Raw genomic sequence first — 22,467 nt, 5'->3', positions numbered from 1 at the left:
CAAGGAGTCTTTACCGTGTTTTCGCCCCCTCCCCTTGCATGCCGCTGGCTGCTCGGTGCGCTCATCCTTCTCGTCGTCGGTTACCAGACGGCGCGCGCCAGCGACCCGGTGGCCGAGGTCGTCGAGCCAACCGTCAGCCCCAACGATACCCGCGACTACCGCGCCCTGACGCTCGACAATGGCCTCGAGATCTTGCTGGTCAGCGATCCGCAGGCCGACAAGGCTGCCGCCGCCATGAACGTGGATGTCGGTAGCGCCGACGATCCCGACGCCACTCCCGGTTTGGCACACTTCCTCGAACACATGCTGTTCCTGGGCACCGACCGCTACCCGGAAGCCGACGCCTACCAGAGCTTCATTTCCGCCCACGGTGGTAACCACAACGCTTTCACCGCTGCGCGCGACACCAACTACTTCTTCGACATCGAGCCGCAGGCGCTGCCCGAGGCCTTAGATCGCTTCAGCCGCTTCTTCATTGCGCCCCGCTTCAATGCCGAGTACGTCAATCGCGAGCGCAACGCCGTCAACTCGGAGTACCAGGCACGCCTGCGCGACGATAGCCGGCGTCTTCAAGAGGCCATCAATCAGGCCCTCAACCCCGAGCACCCCATGACCCGCTTCTCGGTGGGTAGCCTGGAGACACTCAAGGACAACGATACGTCATCGCTTCGCGAACGTCTGGTCGATTTCTACAAGGCGCACTACGGTGCCAACGTCATGCACCTGACGGTCATCGGCCCTCAGTCGCTCGACGAGCTGGAAGCCCTGGTCCGCGATCGTTTCGCCGAGATCCCCGACCGCCAATTGTCGCGCACCGAGGTCGATATCCCTCTGGTCACCGACGACGCGCTGCCCGCGCGCCTGCAGGTCAAGAGCCTATCGCAGGACAAAAAGGTGCGCTTCCTGTTCCCGATTCCCGATCCGCAGGGTGACTATCGCACCAAGCCAGCCGGCTATCTCGCCAACCTGTTGGGCCATGAAGGCGAAGGCAGCCTGCTTGCGGCATTGCGGAACAAGGGATGGGCCGATGGCCTCTCGGCAGGCACCATGAACGGCGATGGTCGACATGCGCTCTTCGCCGTCTCGGTCAGCCTCACACCGGAAGGCGCGAAGCATATCGATCGCATTCAGGCCAGCCTGTTCGATCAGATAGCGCGGATTCGCAAGGACGGGCTGCAAAAGTGGCGCTACGCTGAGCAGGCCCGTCTCAACCAACAGGCGTTTCGCTTTCAGCAACCCGGGGAGCCCATCAATCAGGCCAGCCAACTGGCCATGAATCTAGCCGATTACCCGCTCGAGGATGTGCAATACGCGCCGTACCGCATGGACGGTTTCGATGCCACACGTATTCGGGATTATCTCGCCAGCATGACCCCATCGCACTTGTTGCGCGTCTACAGCGGCCCGAACGTCGACGGCGACGACACCTCGCCTTACTTCGACGCGCCCTACACGCTGACACGGCTCTCGACTTGGCCGGACGCCGCGCCGCTCGACAACCTCGATCTGCCGCCGCATAACCCCTTTATCGCCCGAGACCTGGAGGTTCACGAGGCCAGTGGCGATAAACCGCATGCTATCGTCGAGGCCCCGAGCGTCGAACTATGGCACTTGGCCAACGATCGCTTCGGTACACCGCGAGTGGAGTGGCGCTTCAGCCTGCAGAACCCCGACGCCTCCGACAGCGCCAGCAATGCCGCCTTGACGCGACTACTCGCGGGCTGGGTCACTGACAGCCTCAATGCACGCTTCTACCCCGCCCGCCTGGCCGGACAGTCTTTCGATGCCTACGCTCACGCACGCGGCATCACGCTCACCTTCTCCGGCTGGCGCGACCGACAGGCACGGCTGATGGGAGACGTCGTCGAACGCCTCAAGGAAGGTCATATCAGCGAGGAAAGTTTCTCACGCGTCAAGTATCGGCTCTCGCAGCAATGGCAAAACGCACCCCAGTCGCCACTGCATCAGCAGATGTATCGCACGCTCAGTGAGTCGTTGTTGCGCCCACAGTGGACGACATCCTCGATGCTCGAGGCGCTGGATACGCTGAGCGTCGACGACCTGCGCGACTATCGCGACGCTTTCCTCGGGGATCTCTATCTGCAAACCATGGCGGTGGGCAATCTGGATGCTGACCTGGCACGCCGTGAGGGCTTGCAAGTAGCCAATTCCCTAGCCCCTCGGCTCGAGGCCTCGGACATCCCCAGTCTGTCGCCATTGGCGATCCCCGAGACGCCGCCGACCCTGCATCCGCACAGCACGCGCAACGACGCTGCCGTATTGCGCTATCTACAAGGCTCGGATCGCAGTCTCGACAGCCAAGCCCGCCTGGCGGTACTCGGCAAAATGCTAGAGGCGCCGTTCTACAATCAGCTACGCACCCAGGAACAACTCGGCTATATCGTCACGGCCGGCTATTCGCCCGTGCTCGATGCGCCGGGCCTGGCAATGTTGGTGCAGTCTCCAGATACCCCTCGCAAGCAAATCGCCGCGCGCATGGACGCCTTCTTGAATGACTTCGACGCCCGCCTTCAAACACTCGACGATAGCGAGCTGGCGCCTTATCGCGACGCGGTCAGCAGTCGCCTGAGGGAACGCGACAACAGCCTAGGCGAGCTGACCAACCGTCTCTGGCAAACGCTGGCCTACGCCGAGCCGGACTTCTCGCGGCGCGAGAAACTGGCGGACCGTGTTGAAGCAATGGATGCCTCGACGATCCGTCAGTCATGGCGCGCGCTACGGCACACAAAGCCGCTCACGGTGAGCTACGACGCCGATACCCAGTCCAGCGATGTCATGGGGCTGACGCACGACTTCCGGCCACTCCCCGCCAGCGACTGAGCGCGGTCGCTGACGATACCCACCATGCAACACGCCCGGGCTCATGGCCCGGGCGTGTTGTATCTGGTCAGCTCGTATCGCTTGTCAACCGAACGCCTGCGGCGGCATCATCGCTTCGACGTGCATGACCAGTTCCTCGAGCAACTGGCGCTGTTCAGGATCCAGCGAGGCCTGGTTGAGCCGTTCGATCTCGCGTGCGAACCCTGTCAGCGTCAGGCTCGCTACTTCAGCGTCGTTCATGCGCGCCCAACGATAGGCCTCCCACTGCGTCTGCTCGTCGCCACTCAGCGTATCGGGATAATTTCGCGCCCGAAGACGGAACAACATTTCTTCCAGGCGTGGATCCTGAAAGGCGAAACGCGCATCAGCCAGATCCCAGGGCGCCATTTCACGGGCACGCTGCATTTCGCGACGGTCCGCCGGCGCGAAAAAGCCTCCCGAATACAACATCAAGTCCGGGTCGCTGGGCGGCGCTCCGGGGCCATCAGCGAACACCTCGGCGGCCTTGGTGGCCACGTCCGGCGAGGTCTGAAGCTGCTTCCAATGCCCCCGACAGGTGCCCATGTCCAGCCCCAGCCGGGCCACGATATCGCCATACTCACCCTGATGGGGGCCACTGGTGTCCTTGAGCGAGGTGGTCGGCATGATCACCGGGCTCTTGTTGATTTGAATCACCTTGAGCGGAATACGTGCCTCGCCCTCGGCCAACTCATCGGCACTGGCGAATACCCGCTCGCGGATCTGCACGGCGCTCAATGACAGCAGCGGCGTCGGGTCCACCGACAAGTCATAGACGATCACCCCATTGGGGTTGCTCGGATGCTCGGCCAGCGGCACCACCAGAGCGCTACACCCTCGACTGGCAGGATAACGCCGCGAGACGTGGAGCATCGGCTTGCGGGCCTGGATGTCCAGCATCTTGGCGACCGTGCGCTTATCACGCAGCTTGAGCAGATACTCGAACAGCTGGGGGTTGCGCGACTTGAGCAGGCGCGCCAAGTCGATGGTCGCCCGTACATCGGCCAGGGCGTCGTGGGCCCCGGCGTGGTCGATGCCGTTGGCGGCGGTCAAATCCTCGAGGCGAAAGCTCGGCGCCCCGTCGTCACGCGTCGGCCACTCGATACCTTCCGGACGCAGGGCATGGTACGTACGTACCACATCGATCAGGTCCCAGCGCGAGTTGCCATTCTGCCACTCGCGAGAATACGGATCGATGAAGTTACGGTAGAAGAGATGACGACTGACTTCATCGTCGAAGCGCAGCGTGTTGTAGCCCAGCGAACAGGTACCGGGCACGCTCATTTCGTCATGAATGCGCGCGGCGAACTCGATCTCGGCGAGACCTCGACGACGCGCGGCTTGGGGCGTGATGCCCGTGATCAGACAGGCCTGAGGATGCGGCAGGAAGTCATCCGCCGGCTTGCAGTAGAACGTCAGCGGCTCGCCGATCGGGTTGAAATCAAGGTCGGTGCGGATCGCGGCGAACTGCGCGGGGCGGTCGCGCCGAGGATCGGCACCGAAAGTTTCATAATCATGCCAAAGAAAGGTCGGCTCGCTCTTGCCCTGCGCCATGGCCGCAGTCTCCCCACTGCCAAAAGCGCTCAGCCTAGCATACCCGGCCAACCGACTCAGCCGGAATGCACCTACTCGTCACGCGGCAGCGTGACGTTAAGCTCGAGCACCGAACAATCATTATCGCGATCGAGACTGATATTGATCGCATCTTGGTCCACTTGCACGTAACGCCTGATCACCTCGAGCAACTCTTTTTCCAGCATCGGCATGTAGTCCGGCTGGTCACGCTGACCGCGCTGGTGCGCCACGATGATCTGTAGACGCTCCTTGGCGACCGACGCCGACTTCTTGCGTTCGCGTTTGAGAAATTCGAGTAGTTTCACCGGCGACCTCCTCCGAACATACGGGAGAGCAGCCCTTTCTTCTGGTACTCATGAAAACGTAGCGGTACTTCCTCGCCGAGCAGGCGCGAAACGGTATCGGCATAAGCCTGGCCGGCGTCACTATCCATGTCGTGTACGACCGGCACGCCCTGGTTCGAGGCACGCAGCACCGCTTCCGACTCGGGAATCAGTCCCACCAAGTTGATGGCCAGGATCTCGCGCACGTCTTCGAGCGTCAGCATATCGCCCGAGGTCACCCGGTTGGGGTCGTAACGCGTGATCAACAGATGTTCCTGAACCGGTGGCTCGCTGCGCTCGGCACGACGTGTCTTGGACGACAGTAGCCCGAGGATGCGGTCGGAGTCGCGGACCGACGAGACTTCGGGGTTGGTCACCACGATGGCCTCATCGGCGAAATACATCGCCAACTGTGCGCCATGCTCGATGCCCGCTGGCGAATCGCAGACGATGAAGTCGTAATCTTGGGACAGCGTCTCAAGCACCTTCTCCACCCCTTCAGGGGTCAACGCCTCCTTATCGCGTGTCTGCGAGGCTGGCAAGATATGCAGGTTTTCGGTCCGCTTGTCACGGATCAGCGCCTGATTGAGGCCAGCCTCGCCCTGAATGACGTTGATCAGGTCATACACCACGCGCCGCTCACACCCCATGATCAAATCGAGGTTACGCAAGCCCACGTCGAAATCGATCACCACGGTCTTGTTGCCACGCAACGCCAAGCCCGTGGCGATAGCCGCGGCGCTGGTCGTCTTGCCAACTCCGCCCTTGCCGGAGGTCACTACAATGATCTTGGCCAAGATGAGCTTCCTGTTGCTATTGAGTCGTTCGTACTAGCCATCCACATTGGCGCAACATGGCGCCCTGACATCCCGACTAGCCGAGCGATGAAATGTTCAATTGGTCATCGCGCAGTTGGACCTGTACAGGCTGGTTCAACAAACGCGGGTCGATATCTTCCAACCGTTTGTAATTGCCGGCCAGCGATAACAACTCGGCATGCAATTCCTTGCAAAAGATGCCCGCCTGGCGGTCCCCATGAATACCGCCCAACGCACGGCCACGCAGCGGGCCATAAACGTGCACGCTGCCCGCCGCCAGGACTTCGGCACCCGGGTTGACCGCGCCGACCACCACCAGGTCGCCCTCGGGCGCGGTGACCTGCTGGCCCGAGCGCACTGTACCACGATAGATACGTCCCACGGCCGGTGCAGGCGACGTCTCGACTTCGGGTTGCGGCTCGGTGGCGGCGAGCGGTGCTTCTTCCACGGCACGCGGTCGCGCTTCTTGCGGCGGGAACCAGCCAAGCCCCAACGCCCAGGCGGATTGCTTCACGGGGTCAGTGCCGCCACGCACGGCCACTGGCAGCAGCTTGTGGGCACGGCACACGGCACAAATACGCTCCAGCGCCAAGTGCGGTTCATCGAGCTGCTCGACGCTGAGCACCACCGGTGTATGTTGAAAAAACGCCGGCGACTGGCTCACCTTGCCGGCCAGCTGGGCGCGTATCTGCTCGGGGTCGGCGCTCGTCAGCTCCATGACCGTCATGGGCAACATGCCACCCTTGAAGGTGAATGCCGATGCTACCCGATCCATGTTGAGGCTCATGGCCGCACTCCACAGCTGATGACTGATGTATAAAGGTAAAGCTAAGCGAGGGTCGTGCTGGCTGCAACTGATGATAAGACCAGCGTCCCGACTTTGTCAGGTGTCTCCGCGAACCGACGCCCTTGCCATCGTCGCCTTTTCCCGGTGCCGACTCGCATGCTTTGATACGCTATGGCACACACGACACTCAATCATGTGGCGCTTTTTGCTAATATCGTGGCCGACGTGAGACGACAGGAACGCTGTCTCAGCGTTATCGCCACGCATTTAATACGCCAAGAACAGGGATGCATGCCGGGTCATGTCTGGATTCTTCCGCCGTTTTTTTGCACCACGCTGGCAACATCGCGATCCTCGCGTCCGTCATGCTGCCATTGCGCAACTCGATATTCACAAATCGGCCGACCGTCACGCCCTCGAGCGCCTAACGCACGATGAGGATGACAGCGTAAGACGCGAAGCCCTCGCCCAGTTCGAGGATCCCTCGACGCTGCACGAATGGCTCAGTACGCATGACAGCCCCGAGTTGCGGGCCCGTCTCATGCAATTGTTGTCCGGCAGCGTGCCCGAGGCCCCCCCCTTGAGGCAACGCCTCGATTTGCTCGACACGCTGGACGATCGCGACCTGCTCGTGCAACTCGTCGAGACAGGGGACAATCAGGAGCTACGTCTGGCTGCACTGGCCAAGCTTGATGACGAGGCAACGCTGATTCAGCAGGCACGCGACAACGGCATTGCCGTGGTCCGCAACGCCGCCGCCGAGCGCGTATCGAGCACTGAAGGACTACAACGCCTCGTGCGCGAGGCTCGTCGCGACAAGGTTGTCAAGCGCAAGGCCCGCGAGCGCCTGCAACGCCAACGCGCCGATGCCGCCGAAACCCAAGCCCAGCAGGCCACTCGGCAACGTCTTCTGGAAGCCCTCGAGGCGCACGCCCTGCATGCCTGGGAGCCGCTCTACGGCGCGCGTTATCGCCACCTTGTCCGCGAGTGGGAAGCGCTGACCGACACCCCCAGCGACGCCCAGGAGCGGCGTTTTCAGGAAGCCAGCCAGCGCTGCCGCAAGACGCTCTCCGATCATGATAACGAAGGTCATGCCCAGCATCAGGCGATACAACGTCAGGACGAAGCAGCACGCACCCGCGAGGCGCTCGTCGAAGCACTTGAGGATGCCGTCGCGAGCCTCAAGCAGGCCTCGCAACTGACCCACCAGGACATCGACAGCCTGCGCGCCCAACAACGCCTGCACGGCGAACGCTGGCTGGCTCTTTCCGATCACTACCCACCGGAAGAGGACATCCAGGCACGCTATGCTGAAGCGCAAGCCGCTTGCCAGCATATCGGCGACGCTTGGGATCGTGCCTCGACGCAGGCCCAGTCACTCGAAGCCGCCTTGCGCGACGACCATGCCGCCATCGACGACTGCCTGGCGAGGATCGATTGGCCGCACGACCTGCCACCGACACCGCTGATTCACGAAGCCCGTCAACTACGTAATGCCGAGGCGGCCGACTCAAGCACACCGGTCGACCTCTCGGCGCTGCGCGCGGACATCGACAAACTCGAAAACCAGCTCGACCGCGGCGCCCTGAAGACCGCCAGCCGTCTATACCGGCAGCTTCGCCAGCGTCTCGACACTTTGCCAAATGAATCGAGAGGCGACCTGGAGTCCCATCTCAAGCGACTCGGTGCGCGATTGGCCGAGTTGCGCGACTGGCGCGGCTTCGTTGCAGGCCCCAAGCGCACGCAACTCATCGAAAGCATCGAAGCGCTGGCCGAGGATGACGAATCTCCCGATGCCGAGCGTGACCGCCGTCATCGTCAATTGGTCAAGGAATGGGCAGCGTTGGGCGATGCCGCTGCCACAGCAGAGCTTTCGCAGCGTTTTCGCAGTGCTTCGCAGCGCATTCACGCAGCCCTGAACGACTGGTACCAGCAACGCGATGCCGCGCGAACCCGTAACCTCGAGGCACGCGAAGCACTGTGCGAACAACTCGAGGAACTCATCACGCACCCGGATGCCCAGGCTGACCCTGATGTGCTACGTCAGATTCGCGACCGTGCACGTGAGCAATGGCAGCAATTCTCGCCAGTCCCTCGCGAGCACGCCAAGCCGCTCGGCCAACGCTTCGGCCACATCCGCCATGAACTGCAGGCATTAATCGACCGTCGGGCCAATGAAATCGGCGAGGCCAAACGCGGTTTGATCGCCGAGGCCGAAGCCCTGATGGAAGCCGACATGCCCTCCTCGCAACGCACCGAAGCAGCCAAGGCGCTCCAGTCCCGCTGGCGGGAACTGGGGCGTGCCGCCAAGGGCGAAGAGCAGATGCTATGGCGCCATTTCCGGGGACTTTGCGATCGTATCTTCGCCGCCCGTGAAGCTGAGCGGGAAAATCGCGCCCAAAAGGCCCAGGTTCGACTGGACAGCATGCAGGCCCTGATCGACCGCTTCGATGCCTGGCAACCTCAGCGTGCCGACGAAAGCGAGACGCTGGAGAGTGCCGTGCGTGACGCCGAGGCACTGGAACCCTTGCCCGGTGGCCGTCGCAGCGAAGGCATGCGTCGCCGCTGGCAAGGGATCGTACGTGCCCGTCGCGAGCGCCTCGCTCAACTGGCCCTCGCCGAGCAAGCCGAGCGCTGGACGCGCCTGCGCCCCCTACTCGACGCCCACGTCGCCGCAGATGACGCATCCTTGCGCGAGGGCCAAACGGCAGACGTCGCGCTGCCTGAGGGCATGCCTCAGGATCTACAAGATGCCCATGTGGCACGTAATGCGGCTCGCCGAGAGGGCGACAGCGAAACGGCGAATCACGAACTGAGCCGACTGGTGATTCAAGTGGCGCTGCTTGCCGACGAGCCGGTGGCTGCACAGGAAGAGCCGCTGCGCCTAGAGGTACAAGTCGCGCGGCTCAATAATGGCCTGGGCCAGGCGCCGCAACCCGACCAGGAACTGGCCGACGTCTTGCGTCAATTGTTGGAAACCGGGCCCGTTGCGTCCGATGTCTGGGCCTCCCGGGTCACGCGCTTCGATGCCTTGTTCGATGTTATCGCCCAACGCGTGGCCTGAGGATGCTTGCGATGAGTGCTCCGCCAACATGCTTTGGCGGAGCGCTCCCATGGCCGATTTAGCCCATGAACTGCCCACCGTTGATGTCTAGGTTGGCACCAGTGATGAAACCCGATTCGCGGTCGGCCAAGAACACCACCGCCCGCGCCACCTCCTCCGGCTCGCCAAAACGCTTGACCGGGATGCCCTCGCGGATCGATTCGCGAATCTTCTCGGGAATCGACATGATCATATCGGTGGCGATATAACCTGGCGAGACGGTATTGACGGTAACGCCCTTGGTCGCGGTTTCTTGCGCCAATGACATGGTCAAGCCATGCATCCCCGCCTTGGCCGCCGCATAGTTGGCCTGGCCGAACTGCCCTTTACGTCCGTTGATCGAGGAGATGTTAACGATGCGTCCGTAGCCAGCTTCAAGCATGTCTTCGACCACACAACGGCAGGTGTTGAACACACTGTTGAGATTGCAATCGATGACCTCACGCCATTGCTGGGGCGACATCTTCTTGAGCGTACTGTCACGTGTAATGCCGGCACAGTTGACCAGTAGTTCAACCGGGCCGTATTCGCGGCGAATGTCATCTACACCAGCGTGGCAAGCATCGAAGTCAGTAAGATTGATGCCTGCCAATGCCACATTGTCGATGCCCTCGGCGCGACGATCCGCAAGCCAGGCCTGAGCTTTCTCGCGGTTATGGTAACTCGCCACGACGAAATATCCCTCCTTGGCCAGCGCCAGGCATATCGCAGTCCCTATGCCACCAGTGCCCCCGGTGACCCAGGCGACGGGTGCTGTTGTGGTCATGTTCATCTCCCCGTGATGTCGTTATGTGGCGCTCCCGGCGGGAGGCGCCACCTTGACTCGCCTCCATGGCGTCTTACCTCACTTCAGTATGATCGAGTTTGAGCGGGCTGCACGCTAGATGAATCCATTCTTGACTTAGGCCTCAAAAACCGTAGAATACGTCCCAGTCGATGCGGGGTGGAGCAGCTTGGTAGCTCGTCGGGCTCATAACCCGAAGGTCATCGGTTCAAATCCGATCCCCGCTACCATACAGATGAAAAAGCGGTGTCCTTAGGGACACCGCTTTTTTGTATGCTTTCTTAACGCGTCGTACCTCACTCAGCCTCGCCAGCCCCTCTCGTGTGCTCGGATGACGCCATACCCAGACGACCGATACCCGGCAACTTGAGCGCCGGCCGCGTGATATCCACGCCCAGCGTCAGGCCCATCAGTTGCCATTCGACGCCTTCGTCATACGCCACGGTCAACCCGAGCAGTCCACCGCCCAGAGATACCTGATAGCCAGTTCCGCTAGGGGCCTCGGCCACGATGGAATTCAGCAGGTAGTCCTTGCCCACAGCGGTCGGCGGAAAATCGACCTGCAACTCCGGCACACGCCGCACCACCCAGGCCACAAAGGTATTGCTATTAGGGCCCGGCCACACACGGTAGCGGTCGGTCACCGGATATGCCGCCACGGCCTCGCGAATTTCGGGGATAGCGCGCTCAGCCGCCTTGCCTCTCAACTCGGTCAGCAAGGCCGGCGCGCTTCCATACCAAGTGCGATCGGGCACGTCGGGACGCGAGGTGACTGTGGGCCGCCGCCAGCCGAGGACCTGATGGACCTGGTAATGCATCGCGTCGGCTGGCTTGGTGGCGATCCATGTATGCACGCCGAACGCTCCTCGCCAATCGAAGGCGCGGGCCGCGTATACCTGCACCAGGGCCTCGGGATGGGCACTCGGCGCGGGCGCCAGTTCCGCCGACGAACGGTCCGCCTGAGACCAGACGCCGCCTAGCACGACGCGCTGACTCGCCAGCATATAGGCCGGGCCAGCCAGCAACAGGACCAGCACGACGGCCAGACTCACCGTCAGCCATAAGCTTTTCTTGATCGCTCGATGCATGCGGCTGTCTCCAGGCGTCGTGATGCACTCGCTCCATACCATTACTCGCCAGCACCGGGGGCTTGAATCCGCGCTTCGTGGCCCGCATAACGAGAGGCAGTTCAACAGCGTCTTTACGCTTTACGTTCACACGCTACTATCGAAAGGCCATTGCCATGCCGATCATCGACCCGCGTACCGGCGAACCTCTTACGTCTCCCCAAGACGGAGATACCAACGCCTCTCAAACCAATGCCGGCACTCAGGATGCTTCCCAGTTCATCGTCGATGTCGACATATCCAACTTTCAGCAAGTCGTGCTCGAAGGCTCGATGCAAGGGCCGGTGTTGCTCGACAGTTGGGCATCTTGGTGTGAACCGTGCAAGAACCTCATGCCGGTACTCGAGAAGTTGGCACACGAATACGGCGGCGCTTTTACCCTGGCCAAGCTGAACATCGAGGACAATCAGGAAATCGCCACGCAACTTGGTATCCGCTCGGTGCCCGACGTCAAGCTAATCGTGCAGGGCCAGCTTTACGATCAGTTCCAGGGTGCACTGCCTGAATCGCAAATTCGCGAGTGGCTGTCGCAGTATCTCAAGGCACCCGAGGCCGCCGAGGCCACCCCCGAAGAGAAGGCTCAGCAGGCCCTGGACGCGGGCGATGCCGCCACGGCGCGCGGTATCTACGAAACGCTGGTCAAGGAGTGGCCCGAGCACTATGACTATCAGATCGAGCTCGCCGGCGCGCTAGTGGCGGAAGGCAATACAGCAGACGCTCGGGCGCTGCTCGACAACCTGCCACCGGAGCATCGGGATACGCCCAAGGCACGCGGCGTCCGCGCGCGGCTGGACTTCGGCGAGGAAGCCCCTAGTGCCGAGGAAGTGGCTGCGCTGGGTGAGCGCGACGATAGCGAGGCGCAATTCAAGCGCGCTCTGCGCCAGGTCGCCGATGGCCACTACGAAGCCGGGCTTGATGGCTTGATGGCGTTGATGAAAACCGATCGCACCTACGGTGAGGATGTAGCCCGTAAGACCTTGCTACGCGTCTTCGATGCGCTAGGCGCCGACCATCCTTTGACAGTGGCCTATCGTCGCAGGATGTTCGCCCTGCTCTACTGATGCTGCCCGCACGGGATGCCGCGCGCAGGCACCCGTGCGCTCAGTATGAGGCCGCCTATTTGCTAGTACCCAGTTGTGTATCGAGTCTTTCCAGTGCCTCTTCGAGCAGATAAGTGGGTGTGCCGAAGTTAAGCCGCACGAATCCCGGGCATCCGAAATCAGCTCCATCGGACAACGCGACGCGCGTCGAGTCCAGCAGGGTTTGCTGCGGCGATGCGCCGAGCCCCGCCTCGCGCATATCGAGCCACGCCAGATAAGTCGCCTCAGGTGCCGCCATCGTTACCCCAGGCCACCGAGATACCTGATCGCGCAGTCTCTGCAGATTAGTATTGAGCGTCACCAGCAATTCACGGCGCCAGGCGTCGCCTTGCGCATACGCTGCCTCCGAGGCGGTCAGACCCAGGACATTGACCTCGGGAAGCAACCCCGCCGCCGCCTCGCGAAAACGTCGCCGTAGCTCGGGATCAGGAATCACCGCACAGGCGCTCGACAGCCCGGCGATATTGAAGGTCTTGGAAGGCGCCCAGAGGGTAATCGTGCGCTGGGCCAAGGCCGGCGATAACGATGCCAACGGAAGGTGCCGGCGCGTCGGGTCGAGTATCAGGTCGCAATGCAGCTCGTCGGAGACAATCAACAGGTCGTGGCGCTCGGCGAGCTCGCCTAAGGCGTGTAGTTCCTGCTCGTCCCAGACGCGCCCCGTGGGGTTGTGCGGATGGCACCACAACAACAGACGCGTCTGCGGTGTGATCGCCGCTTCTAGCGCTTCGAGATCGAGACGCCAGGGGGCGCCCGGTGCCTCGGGCTCGGCCAGCATCACACGTTCTGCGATGCGACCGCTGCGTTCGGCCACACGCAGAAACGGCGGATAAATAGGCGTCGCGGTCATTACCGCCTGGCCAGGACTGCAAAAGGCCTGGGCAGCCAGGTGTAACGCCGGCACCACACCGGGGATCCATACCTGCCAGTCAGGCTCGATCGACCAACCGTAGTGATCAACACTCCATGCGCAGAGCGTCTCGCGCAGGGTATCGGTCAGCCTGCCATAACCGAAGACACCATGGGATACGCGTTCTTCGAGCGCCGAGACGACCGCCGGGGGCGACACGAAATCCATGTCCGCGACCCATAGCGGCAGCACATCGTCGGCATAACGCTGCCATTTCTGGGAAGGATACTGTCGCCGATCCAGCGGCGTGGCAAAATCATATGACATGCTAAGACTCATCGACTCGAACGGAAGACACTCGAACATGCCTGAAACCTCGTTCTATGCCAAGGCCATGCGGGGCACCCCGCGCCTGGTGAGGCGCTGGCTGATGCTGGGCCAGGCCGCCCCCGATCGTCTGGCGATGATTCTCGCCGATACCTCGCGCCTGGCCGGGCTCGGCGAACCGCAGGTCGAACCCGATGGGCGCTGTCTGCGTGAATGGAGCAGCAATTGCCAACCGCCTCTGTGGGCGGCACGTACGGCCGTTTTCCTACTGATACAGATGCCGGCACGCCCGATCCCCGATGATGACGAGGAAGCCTGTGCCTGGGCCTACTGCTGGCTACGCAACCGCGATTTCCAGTCCCTCGACGACGCCCACGCGGCTCTACCGGACCACTTGCGCGAACCGCTTGCCGATGCCCTGGATGCCGCCTGGGTCGACCAGGATGCCTTGCGTCTTATCTGAGGACCACGAGCCAAGGGCTACGTATAGACTTGACCACATACCATCAGCAGCCGATGCTAGTTAGCGTGCAAAACACCTTTTTCGATGGCGGCGACCCGAGGAAATGACATGTTCACACGCCGTGTGGAACCGGCTTTCTATGACACCGATGCCCTCGGGCACATCAACAACACGCGCTTGCCAGCCTGGTTCGAGCTCGCGCGCAACGACCTATTTCGGCTGTTCGTCCCCGACTTGGATCCACGCAAGTGGCCATTGATCATGGCCAAACTGGAAGTCGAATTCAGCGCCGAGCTATTCTACGGACAGGATGTCGAAATCCGTACCTGGCTTTCGCGGCTGGGCAACAGCTCTTTCACCGTCGCCCAGGAAGCCTGGCAGGGAGGTCGACTGGGCGCCCGTGGCCATGTGGTGCTGGTGCATTACGATCACATCGAGGGCTCGGCGGTGGCGTTGACCGGCGACCTTCGTGAGGCACTCGCCAAGCACCTGATCGACGAGGAGCCCGCCCCCGCATGACGCCTGCCATTCGACTTCTGAAGCGCGAGGCCATCCCACACGAGGTGCTGCAATACACGCACGATCCCAAGGTCGCCGCCTACGGCGAGGAAGCCGTAAAGGCGCTGGGGCTGGCACCGGATAGCGTGTTCAAGACCTTGCTCGCCCAACTCGATGACGGGCGGCTCGTCGTCGCCCTGGTGCCCGTCATGGCCACACTCGACCTCAAGGGACTCGCCAAGGCTGCCGGCGCACGAAAAGCCAAGATGGCCGACCCCATGCTGGCCGAGCGTACCACGGGCTACGTCGTGGGCGGCATCAGCCCACTAGGACAGCGCAAGCGCCTGCCTACCTTCGTGGACGACAGCGCCCATGCCTTGTCGTCGCTCCACGTCAGTGGCGGTCGGCGCGGCCTGGAAATATGCCTAGCGCCGATGGCATTGATCGATCTGCTCGAGGCGACCACGGCCCCGCTGACGCGGGCATGACACACTTTCGATAGGTGGGAAGGCTCGCATGGCGATTCGCTACGATCTATGGCTCACGCCCGACGACAAGCCCCGACACCGCCGGGTCGAGCAAGCGTTGGAGCGCTTCTTCGTGGCACGCTTCGCCGACTATCCTCACCTGCGGTTGCCCGGCGCTGATCCCTACGATTATGATGCTCCATTCAACCGCCTGTATGACGCCTTACTCGCACGAGCACGCGACTACTGCGAGCGTGAATGGCACTACGTGCCAACGCCCGCGCAGCTCAATACGGCATTCTTCCGGGCCGTGGCCCACTCGCCGAAATTCGTACTGGACCCCCGCGATGGTGATTCGCCCTGAAACGGCGCCCGATGAGCGCCAACTGGCCCTCATTACTCAACAACTGGGCCGCGCGCCGCGTGGCATCCAAACCGTGGCTGCGGCCACGCAAGACGGCACCCCGCTGGTGCTGCGCATGCATGCCATCGTCGACGACAAACCGTTCCCGACGCATTTCTGGCTATGCTCCGACCACTTGAAAGTCGCCATCTCGCGCATCGAGGCCCAAGGCGTTATCAAGGCTCTCGAGTCACGCCTTCAGGAAGAGACCGACTTCATGGCCGCGTATCGGAGTAGTCACGAGGATTACGTGGCCCAGCGCTGGCAGACCATGAGCGACGCGGAGCGCGACATCGTCGACCGCCAAGGCTATCGCGACCTCTTCACGCGGCGCGGCATCGGCGGCATCGCCAACTGGGATCAAGTGCGCTGTCTACATATGCAATACGCCCATCATCTATGCGGCGACAACGCCATCGGCCGCTGGATGGATACCGAGTACGATGTGCTCGCCTGTCTGCGCTAGCGTTGTGTGTCACGTGGCCAATCATCGCGCAAGACACGGATGTCGAGTCAAATCTACCGCTCTGATAAGGGGGGAATCGTGCGCATCTGTATCTATATGGGGTCGCGTGAAGGACGCGATGCCGGCTTTCGCCACGCCGCCGAGACGCTGGGTCGGTGCATCGCGCAACGCGGCTGGGGACTGGTCTACGGCGGTGCCCGCGTCGGCCTGATGGGGGCCGTAGCCGACGCCGCACTGCGAGAAGGCGGCGAGGTCATCGGCGTCATCCCTCATCACCTGGTCGAGCGCGAAATGGCACACGAAGGGCTTACACATCTGCTGCGTGTCGACGATATGCATGCGCGCAAGGCCGCCATGGCCGAGCACGCCGATGCATTCATCGCCCTGCCCGGCGGTATCGGCACCTTGGAAGAGTTGTTTGAGACGTGGACCTGGCAATACCTGGGGCTTCACGACAAGCCTATCGGTGTACTCGACGTCAGCGGCTTCTATCGCCCATTATTGGAGTTCCTAGATCACACCGTCGCGCACGGCTTTCTCAATCCCGAGACACGCGCGAGCCTCGTCGCCGCCGCTGATCCCGATCACTTGCTCGACCGTTTGTTGGCGGCGCAACACGCACCACAGACGACCTCGTAAGCGTACGCCGCGACGTCTCACAAGCGCCGGGAAGCTGACCCCAGCTTCAAGGAGGAAAGATCGATGTATGCTATTGCCATCAACGATCAGATGCTGGTCTGGCAATCCCATGACGCGCCACGCGACATTGCCGCTGACGAAGTCCGCATCGATGTCGCCTGGGCAGGGATGAACCGCGCCGACGTGATGCAACGTGCGGGGCAATACCCGCCGCCGCCCGGCGAAAGCGAGATTCCCGGGCTCGAAGTCAGTGGCACCATCGCCGAGGTGGGCCGCAGCGTGGAGCGCTTCAAGCCCGGCGACAAGGTCTGCGCCCTGCTGGCCGGAGGCGGATACGCCGAACAGGTCGTAGTTGCCGAGGCCCAGGTCTTGCCCATTCCCCAAGGATTTGGCCTACGTGACGCCGCCGCGCTGCCGGAAGTGTTCGCCACCGCATGGCTCAATCTTTACATGGAAGGCGTCGCCAAGCACGGCGAACGCATCGTGCTCCATGCCGGTGCCAGTGGCGTAGGAACGGCCGCCATTCAGTTGTGCCGTGCCTTTGGCAACCCGTGCTTCGTGACCGTCGGCAGCCAGGAAAAGCTGGATGCTTGCAAGCGGCTCGGTGCCGATGCCGGCTGGAACCGCCACGAGGGCAGCTTCGTCACGCCGATCAAAGACTGGGGCGGTGCGGACATGATTCTCGACCCAGTGGGCGGCGACTATATAGCTCAGGATCTACAGGTGCTCAATCCGGACGGGCGGGTGGTATTGATCGGCTTGATGGGAGGGCGCGACGCTCAGATCGATCTCGGCCATATGCTGATGAAGCGTCAGCGTCTCATCGGTTCGACGCTACGCTCGCGCTCACCCCGCGCCAAAGGCGCCATTCTTGATGCACTGCATGCCCATGTTTGGCCCAAACTAGCCAATGGTGACATCACGCCGCTAATCGACAAGGCATGGCCGATTCAGGATGCCGATGCCGCGATGCAGCACATGATCGACAATGCCAACACAGGTAAGGTGCTGTTGAGCGTCAGCGGAGAAGGGTAAAGACGATCGGGGCGGGTGACTGGAAAACAGTCTAGACGGCTTTAAAAGGGTTTTCTAGGCGAGCCCTGCGGCATCACGCGTACGCTGATAAGTCAGTTGCAACAGACGGGCATCATCACCGGCTCGGTGACGCTGAATGCCTCGCTCGCGGATGATGACCTCTTTCATCGCTCCCCACCGTTCGAGTTGCGATTCATCCAGCAGACGACGCAATGCCTCGAGGCGGAAGCGCGGCAGCATGCCCGCGTGGTGGAATAATAGCGACAACCAAGTATTGTCATATCCCCAGCTATCGCTATAGGCGACACCGTCGGCCGCCAGTTCATCGTTGAGCCAACGTGCGACTTCGATGACGGGGTAGCCCTCACGGTGCAGCCGGCCACGCGAGATGCCATGCAAAAGTTCGGCCTTGGGATCCCAGTGGGTCCACTCTTCCAACGGCTGGATAAGGAAGGCGCAAGTACTACCATCGGCCCGCGCGATGCCCACCTCTATCGGATAGCTGCCACGCCCGAAACCGGACGCTTCGATATCGAGCAGTATCGGCAACACGTGGCAGCATTCCTCTTCAAAGCGGTATCACGAACGGGGCGTCGCCCACGATGTCCACCGGGGCCACGCCAATCAGACTACGTGAACGGAGAACACGATGCGAGCCCCCACGGTACTACTCTCAGTGAGTCTCAGTGCGTCAGTGACGCGGTCGGCTCGCCGGCTTCGCTGCGTTGCGCACGTTCGGCAAGTGCCGCCCATTGCGCGCCACGCCGAGAATCGACGGGAAGTCCCAAGTGAGCATAGCGGTAGGCTTCAGCCATACGCTCAGCGGCCAGGCCATGACCGGCTTCGGCTGCACGCGCATACCATGTCACCGCTTTTTCTTCACGACGTGCGTACTGCGCACAGCCAAACTCATAAATACGGCCCGCCTGGTACTGCGCATGTACATCGCCCGCGTAAGCGGCCTGAAACACATAGCGCGCACCCTTGGCTTTATCCTGTGGGGAATTGCCTCGGTGAAACAGCATATGGCCATAGAACGAAAGCGCGGCAGTGTGACCGGCTTCGGCACAGCGCTGAAAAAGTCGCATCGTCAAACGATGCTTGCCGGGAGAGCGTGTCATCCAGCGGGCATGTAACAGTTGAGCTGCGAGACGGTATTCGAGCCGAATCCGCAGAGAAGATACCTGTTGCATAACCATCGACCCTGAAGTCGTCGTGACCGAGTAGGTACGTAAACGATTGCGTCGGCTCGTGCTCTCCCTGCTCGCGCCAACACCCCGGATAAATCACTGTCACCGTTGCCTGACATGCCGCTTAGTGCCCTTATCCCCGGCAACGGGGCGCCAAGCATACGCTTACCCTCAGACGGACTCAACCCCCGTTTGCCGCCCGAACGCGGCACCGCTACCATGCCGTTTCCATCCCTTTTTTAGATACCTTCGCGGAGCTCTAGATGCAGACACGCCTCCTCGGTCAGACCGGCATTAACGTCAGCCGCTTGTGCCTAGGCACTATGACCTTCGGCGAACAGAACAGCGAAGCCGATGCCCATGCACAACTCGATCGCGCCACTGACGCAGGCATCAACTTCATCGATACCGCCGAGATGTATCCCGTCCCGCCCAAGGGCGAGACACAGGGACTCACCGAGGCTTATATCGGCAGCTGGCTCAAGGTGCGCGGCAAACGTGACGACCTGGTCATCGCCACCAAGGCAGCCGGTCCCGGTCTCGAGCATATACGCGGCGGCCCGCGTTTGACTCGTGAGCATTTGCGGCGTGCCGTCGACGACAGCTTGGCGCGCCTCAACACCGACTACATCGATCTTTACCAGCTCCACTGGCCCGACCGTAGCGCCAACTTCTTCGGTAAGTTGGGCTATCAGCACAATGCGGACGAAGATGCTACACCGTTGGCGGAAACGCTCACGGCCCTCAAGGAGCTCGTCGATACGGGCAAAATCCGCGCCATCGGCCTCTCCAATGAGACGCCATGGGGTGTGATGCAAAGCCTACGCCTCGCCGACTCGTTGGATGTGCCGCGTGTCGCCAGCGTGCAGAACCCCTATAACCTGCTCAATCGCAGCTTCGAGGTCGGGCTCGCCGAGATTGCCCATCGTGAAGACGTCGGCCTATTGGCTTACTCGCCCTTGGCCTTCGGCGCGCTCACCGGTAAATACCTCGATGGTGCCCGTCCGCCCCAAGGCCGCTTGACCTTGTTCGAGCGCTTCAAACGCTATACGTCTGACCTTGCCGAGGAAGCGGTTCGCGCCTACGTCGGGATCGCACGCGAGCATGGGCTGGATCCTGCCCAGATGGCCTTGGCCTACGTCAACTCACGTTCGTTCTTGACCAGCAATATCATTGGCGCGACCACGCTCGAGCAGCTCGACGCCAACCTAGCCAGCGAGGACCTGACGCTGGACGATAGCGTGCTCGAGGCCATCGAAGCCGTGCACCGTCAGCATCCCAACCCCTGCCCCTAATGCTGATGACGTGCCTATCACCACGATAGGCACGTCATCATCGGAGCGCCCTGGCACGCTTGTTATACTGTCGATAAAGAACTTTTCGATCCCGAACGCGAGGACTGTGCATGCTAAGTGTCATTTCACCGGCCAAGACGTTGGATTTCGAGACACCACCGACGACCGCGACCTACACCCAACCGGAGTACCTTGAGCAAAGCGCCGAGTTGATCGAGATCCTGCGCGATTATTCCCCCCAACGACTTTCTGAGTTGATGGGCATCAGTGACAAGTTGGCAGGATTGAACGCGGCGCGATTTGCCGAATGGGCACCGCCATTCTCGCCGGAAAACGCCAAGCCGGCCGTGCAGGCCTTCCAGGGCGACGTATACATGGGACTGGACGCACCTTCGTTCAGCGAGCGGGATAATCAGGAAGCACAGCAGCATCTGCGCATTCTCTCAGGGCTTTATGGGCTACTACGCCCTCTCGACCTTATTCAGCCTTATCGTCTGGAGATGGGGACCAAGCTGGCCAATCCGGCGGGCAAGGATCTCTACGCCTTCTGGCGAGAGCGGCTCACCCGGGACCTTTCCCAAGCCGTGGAACAAAGTGGTTCGCCAGTGCTAGTCAACCTCGCCTCCAACGAGTACTTCAAGGCCATCGATGCCAAACGCTTGACTTGCCGTGTCATCACACCGGTCTTCAAGGATGAGAAGAACGGTCAATTCAAGATCATCAGCTTTTATGCCAAGAAAGCGCGGGGTCTGATGGCCACCTGGATGATTCGTCAGCGTGTCGACGCCCCCGAAGACTTGAAACACTTCGATGTCGGCGGCTATCGCTTCAATAACAGCCTGTCTGACGGCGATACATGGGTTTTCACACGTAATGAAAGTGAAGCAGCCACTGCCTGAGCACGTGGATGGCCGGCATTGCGTCGGCGCCTAGCAATACAGATATCTTCAACGTTGAATCCCCGCTAGAATCGAGAATCCGGTTTCACCCTCTTTCTCATTCTGCGGGAGATGCGCATGCGCAACCTTTTCGTAATGCTCGTGGTCGGCTTGCTTGGCTTTGGCTTGGCAGTCGACCATGCCGATGCTAGACGGCTCGGCGGTGGCAAGAGCTTTGGCAGTTATTCGCGCTCCGCGGATAGTCCCGCCGCCACGAGTCGCACGAATGCGGCAACCACTCAACGCCAGCCCAGCGCAGGATTATCGCGTTTCGCCGGCCCCTTTGCCGGCTTGCTCGCTGGAGGGTTGCTGGCCTCGCTGTTCTTCGGCGGCGCCTTCGACGGCATCCGCTTCCTCGATATCCTGCTGGTAGCGCTTATTGCTTGGTTCGCGTTCCGCTTGTTGAGAGCCCGCCGTATGGTGACCAGCGAGGGGCCGCAGCATCAGACACGCCAGCCGCATCAAGAAGCGACTCACAACTCGACGCCTTACTCCACCACTGGCACGTCCATGCCGGGCGACCGCACTACACCCGAGTGGTTCGACAAAGAGCGCTTTCTCGGCGGCGCCAAAGAACATTTCATGACCTTGCAACGCGCCTGGGACAATAACGATCTGGCGCAGATCCAGGAATACGTCACTCCGGCGCTTTACAACTTGCTACGCGAAGAACGCGCGCAGCAGCCCGCGAACAACCGTACAGAAATCGTACGTCTTTTCGCCGAGCTGGGAGATGTCAGGGAAATCGGACAACAAGCCGAAGCCAGCGTCCTGTTCCACGGCATTCTCGATGAAAACGGCGAGCAAACCGAATTCAACGAGACTTGGCATTTGATCCGCGACTTACGTGATGGGGCGCCTTGGTATGTGCAGGGCATTGAGCAGAATCCCAGCGTTTGATGCCAGTAAACATACGTCACGTTGGCGGCGCTTTACTCTATAAGAAACATGCAAAAGGCCGGGCAAATGCCCGGCCTTCAGGAATACAAAACGATCAACGCAAAGCCTTAGTCCTGCGCGTCCTCGGCTGCATTTTGAATATCCTCGCCCGCTTCTTCCATGCTATCTCCCGCATCGTCCATGGCGTTGTCCACGGACTCTCCAGCCTCTTCTGCCGGCCCCTCATCATCACACGCCACGACACCGACTGCCGTCATGCCAATGATCAGTGCCAAGGCCATTTTGCGAAGCCATTCACTACGCAGCATACTATTCTCCTTAATGGTTACGTACTCCATGTACAACGCTCACTAAAGCATAGGGCACAACAACAGGCAAATAGTACGACGCCATGGCATCCGCATACCCATAAAAAAACCCCAGCCTCTTTCGAAGCTGGGGTTTTAGAAGAAATGCCTGACGATGACCTACTCTCGCATGGGGAAGCCCCACACTACCATCGGCGCTAAGCGGTTTCACTGCT

Annotated in this window: 24 protein-coding genes and 1 tRNA gene; 14 read left to right on the top strand and 11 right to left on the bottom strand. The window is 61.3% G+C overall.

Features of this window, described 5'->3' with window-relative positions; all coding sequences use genetic code 11:
- Positions 1–15: 15 nt before the first annotated feature.
- Positions 16–2,841: an insulinase family protein gene (locus LUN51_RS00125; protein ID WP_277809630.1), complete on the top strand. Its 2,826-nt coding sequence runs from the start codon at positions 16–18 to the stop codon at positions 2,839–2,841.
- Between the two features lie 84 nt (positions 2,842–2,925).
- Here LUN51_RS00125 and sbcB read toward each other — a convergent pair whose 3' ends face one another.
- The 4 genes from sbcB to minC all read right to left on the bottom strand — a co-directional run bounded on the left by sbcB (position 2,926) and on the right by minC (position 6,362).
- Entirely contained in the window at positions 2,926–4,413 is a 1,488-nt protein-coding gene (sbcB, locus tag LUN51_RS00120) for an exodeoxyribonuclease I (protein ID WP_277809629.1), read from the bottom strand.
- Between the two features lie 71 nt (positions 4,414–4,484).
- Positions 4,485–4,739: a cell division topological specificity factor MinE gene (gene minE / locus LUN51_RS00115; protein WP_011508315.1), complete on the bottom strand. Its 255-nt coding sequence runs from the start codon at positions 4,737–4,739 to the stop codon at positions 4,485–4,487.
- On the bottom strand, positions 4,736–5,554 hold the full coding sequence (gene minD / locus LUN51_RS00110; protein WP_277809628.1) for a septum site-determining protein MinD: 819 nt from the start codon (positions 5,552–5,554) through the stop codon (positions 4,736–4,738). The genes minE and minD overlap by 4 nt, the downstream gene beginning before the upstream one ends.
- Positions 5,555–5,630: 76 nt before the next feature.
- Entirely contained in the window at positions 5,631–6,362 is a 732-nt protein-coding gene (gene minC / locus LUN51_RS00105; protein ID WP_277809627.1) for a septum site-determining protein MinC, read from the bottom strand.
- A 301-nt stretch (positions 6,363–6,663) separates the two neighbouring features.
- On the opposite strand from minC, the gene LUN51_RS00100 reads away from it, so the two are divergent.
- Complete coding sequence (locus LUN51_RS00100; RefSeq protein ID WP_277809626.1) at positions 6,664–9,426, top strand: DUF349 domain-containing protein; 2,763 nt, start codon at positions 6,664–6,666, stop codon at positions 9,424–9,426.
- A 58-nt stretch (positions 9,427–9,484) separates the two neighbouring features.
- Here LUN51_RS00100 and phbB read toward each other — a convergent pair whose 3' ends face one another.
- Positions 9,485–10,231, bottom strand: coding sequence for an acetoacetyl-CoA reductase (gene phbB, locus LUN51_RS00095; RefSeq protein ID WP_277809625.1), 747 nt, complete (start codon positions 10,229–10,231; stop codon positions 9,485–9,487).
- A 171-nt stretch (positions 10,232–10,402) separates the two neighbouring features.
- On the opposite strand from phbB, the gene LUN51_RS00090 reads away from it, so the two are divergent.
- Positions 10,403–10,479: transfer RNA gene (locus tag LUN51_RS00090), tRNA-Met, on the top strand.
- 66 nt (positions 10,480–10,545) lie between these two features.
- Here LUN51_RS00090 and LUN51_RS00085 read toward each other — a convergent pair.
- Positions 10,546–11,337, bottom strand: coding sequence for a DUF3750 domain-containing protein (locus tag LUN51_RS00085; RefSeq protein WP_277809624.1), 792 nt, complete (start codon positions 11,335–11,337; stop codon positions 10,546–10,548).
- 155 nt (positions 11,338–11,492) lie between these two features.
- On the opposite strand from LUN51_RS00085, the gene LUN51_RS00080 reads away from it, so the two are divergent.
- A complete protein-coding gene (locus LUN51_RS00080) occupies positions 11,493–12,437 on the top strand; it encodes a thioredoxin family protein (RefSeq protein ID WP_277809623.1) in 945 nt (314 codons plus the stop codon).
- Positions 12,438–12,492: 55 nt separating this feature from the next.
- On the opposite strand, the gene LUN51_RS00075 is transcribed toward LUN51_RS00080, so the two are convergent.
- Entirely contained in the window at positions 12,493–13,650 is a 1,158-nt protein-coding gene (locus LUN51_RS00075) for a MalY/PatB family protein (RefSeq protein ID WP_075367790.1), read from the bottom strand.
- Between the two features lie 37 nt (positions 13,651–13,687).
- On the opposite strand from LUN51_RS00075, the gene LUN51_RS00070 reads away from it, so the two are divergent.
- The 7 genes from LUN51_RS00070 to LUN51_RS00040 all read left to right on the top strand — a co-directional run bounded on the left by LUN51_RS00070 (position 13,688) and on the right by LUN51_RS00040 (position 17,621).
- A complete protein-coding gene (locus LUN51_RS00070; protein WP_075367771.1) occupies positions 13,688–14,113 on the top strand; it encodes a hypothetical protein in 426 nt (141 codons plus the stop codon).
- Between the two features lie 108 nt (positions 14,114–14,221).
- Positions 14,222–14,632: an acyl-CoA thioesterase gene (locus LUN51_RS00065; RefSeq protein ID WP_075367772.1), complete on the top strand. Its 411-nt coding sequence runs from the start codon at positions 14,222–14,224 to the stop codon at positions 14,630–14,632.
- Positions 14,629–15,099 carry a Cys-tRNA(Pro) deacylase gene (gene ybaK, locus LUN51_RS00060; protein WP_040243138.1) on the top strand — a complete coding sequence of 157 codons (471 nt, stop codon included), beginning with the start codon at positions 14,629–14,631 and terminating at the stop codon, positions 15,097–15,099. Before LUN51_RS00065 ends, ybaK begins: the two co-directional genes overlap by 4 nt.
- A gap of 28 nt (positions 15,100–15,127) precedes the next feature.
- Positions 15,128–15,442 (top strand): hypothetical protein, encoded by a 315-nt coding sequence (locus LUN51_RS00055; RefSeq protein ID WP_040243139.1) that lies wholly within the window; start codon positions 15,128–15,130, stop codon positions 15,440–15,442.
- On the top strand, positions 15,426–15,947 hold the full coding sequence (locus LUN51_RS00050; RefSeq protein WP_277809622.1) for a DUF501 domain-containing protein: 522 nt from the start codon (positions 15,426–15,428) through the stop codon (positions 15,945–15,947). The genes LUN51_RS00055 and LUN51_RS00050 overlap by 17 nt, the downstream gene beginning before the upstream one ends.
- Positions 15,948–16,022: 75 nt before the next feature.
- The gene (locus LUN51_RS00045) at positions 16,023–16,586 is read left to right on the top strand and encodes a TIGR00730 family Rossman fold protein (protein WP_277810171.1); all 564 of its coding nucleotides are present in this window, start codon (positions 16,023–16,025) and stop codon (positions 16,584–16,586) included.
- A 63-nt stretch (positions 16,587–16,649) separates the two neighbouring features.
- A complete protein-coding gene (locus LUN51_RS00040; protein ID WP_277809621.1) occupies positions 16,650–17,621 on the top strand; it encodes an NAD(P)H-quinone oxidoreductase in 972 nt (323 codons plus the stop codon).
- Between the two features lie 54 nt (positions 17,622–17,675).
- Here the strand turns inward: LUN51_RS00040 and LUN51_RS00035 are convergent, their stop codons facing one another.
- The gene (locus LUN51_RS00035) at positions 17,676–18,173 is read right to left on the bottom strand and encodes a hypothetical protein (protein WP_277809620.1); all 498 of its coding nucleotides are present in this window, start codon (positions 18,171–18,173) and stop codon (positions 17,676–17,678) included.
- A 131-nt stretch (positions 18,174–18,304) separates the two neighbouring features.
- Positions 18,305–18,814, bottom strand: a complete 510-nt coding sequence (locus tag LUN51_RS00030) for a tetratricopeptide repeat protein (RefSeq protein ID WP_277809619.1) — start codon at positions 18,812–18,814, stop codon at positions 18,305–18,307.
- 260 nt (positions 18,815–19,074) lie between these two features.
- Between LUN51_RS00030 and LUN51_RS00025 the strand changes: the two genes are divergently transcribed.
- The 3 genes from LUN51_RS00025 (at position 19,075) to LUN51_RS00015 (ending at position 21,944) form a co-directional block, all read left to right on the top strand.
- Complete coding sequence (locus LUN51_RS00025) at positions 19,075–20,106, top strand: NADP(H)-dependent aldo-keto reductase (RefSeq protein ID WP_277809618.1); 1,032 nt, start codon at positions 19,075–19,077, stop codon at positions 20,104–20,106.
- A gap of 110 nt (positions 20,107–20,216) precedes the next feature.
- On the top strand, positions 20,217–21,005 hold the full coding sequence (gene yaaA / locus LUN51_RS00020; protein WP_277809617.1) for a peroxide stress protein YaaA: 789 nt from the start codon (positions 20,217–20,219) through the stop codon (positions 21,003–21,005).
- 117 nt (positions 21,006–21,122) lie between these two features.
- Positions 21,123–21,944, top strand: coding sequence for a Tim44 domain-containing protein (locus LUN51_RS00015; RefSeq protein ID WP_040243148.1), 822 nt, complete (start codon positions 21,123–21,125; stop codon positions 21,942–21,944).
- A 107-nt stretch (positions 21,945–22,051) separates the two neighbouring features.
- Here LUN51_RS00015 and LUN51_RS00010 read toward each other — a convergent pair whose 3' ends face one another.
- Together LUN51_RS00010 and LUN51_RS00005 are read right to left on the bottom strand one after the other, a co-directional pair.
- Complete coding sequence (locus LUN51_RS00010) at positions 22,052–22,252, bottom strand: hypothetical protein (RefSeq protein WP_040243149.1); 201 nt, start codon at positions 22,250–22,252, stop codon at positions 22,052–22,054.
- Between the two features lie 10 nt (positions 22,253–22,262).
- Positions 22,263–22,467, bottom strand: a 205-nt coding sequence (locus LUN51_RS00005; protein ID WP_277809616.1) for a hypothetical protein, incomplete at its 5' end; no start/stop codon positions are given.

Origin of the sequence: Chromohalobacter canadensis, assembly GCF_029544075.1 — a bacterium.
In the GTDB taxonomy this organism is placed as follows: Bacteria; Pseudomonadota; Gammaproteobacteria; order Pseudomonadales; family Halomonadaceae; genus Chromohalobacter; species Chromohalobacter canadensis_A.
Note: the sequence above shows the minus strand (reverse complement) of the source record. Positions and strands in the feature narration are given on the sequence as shown.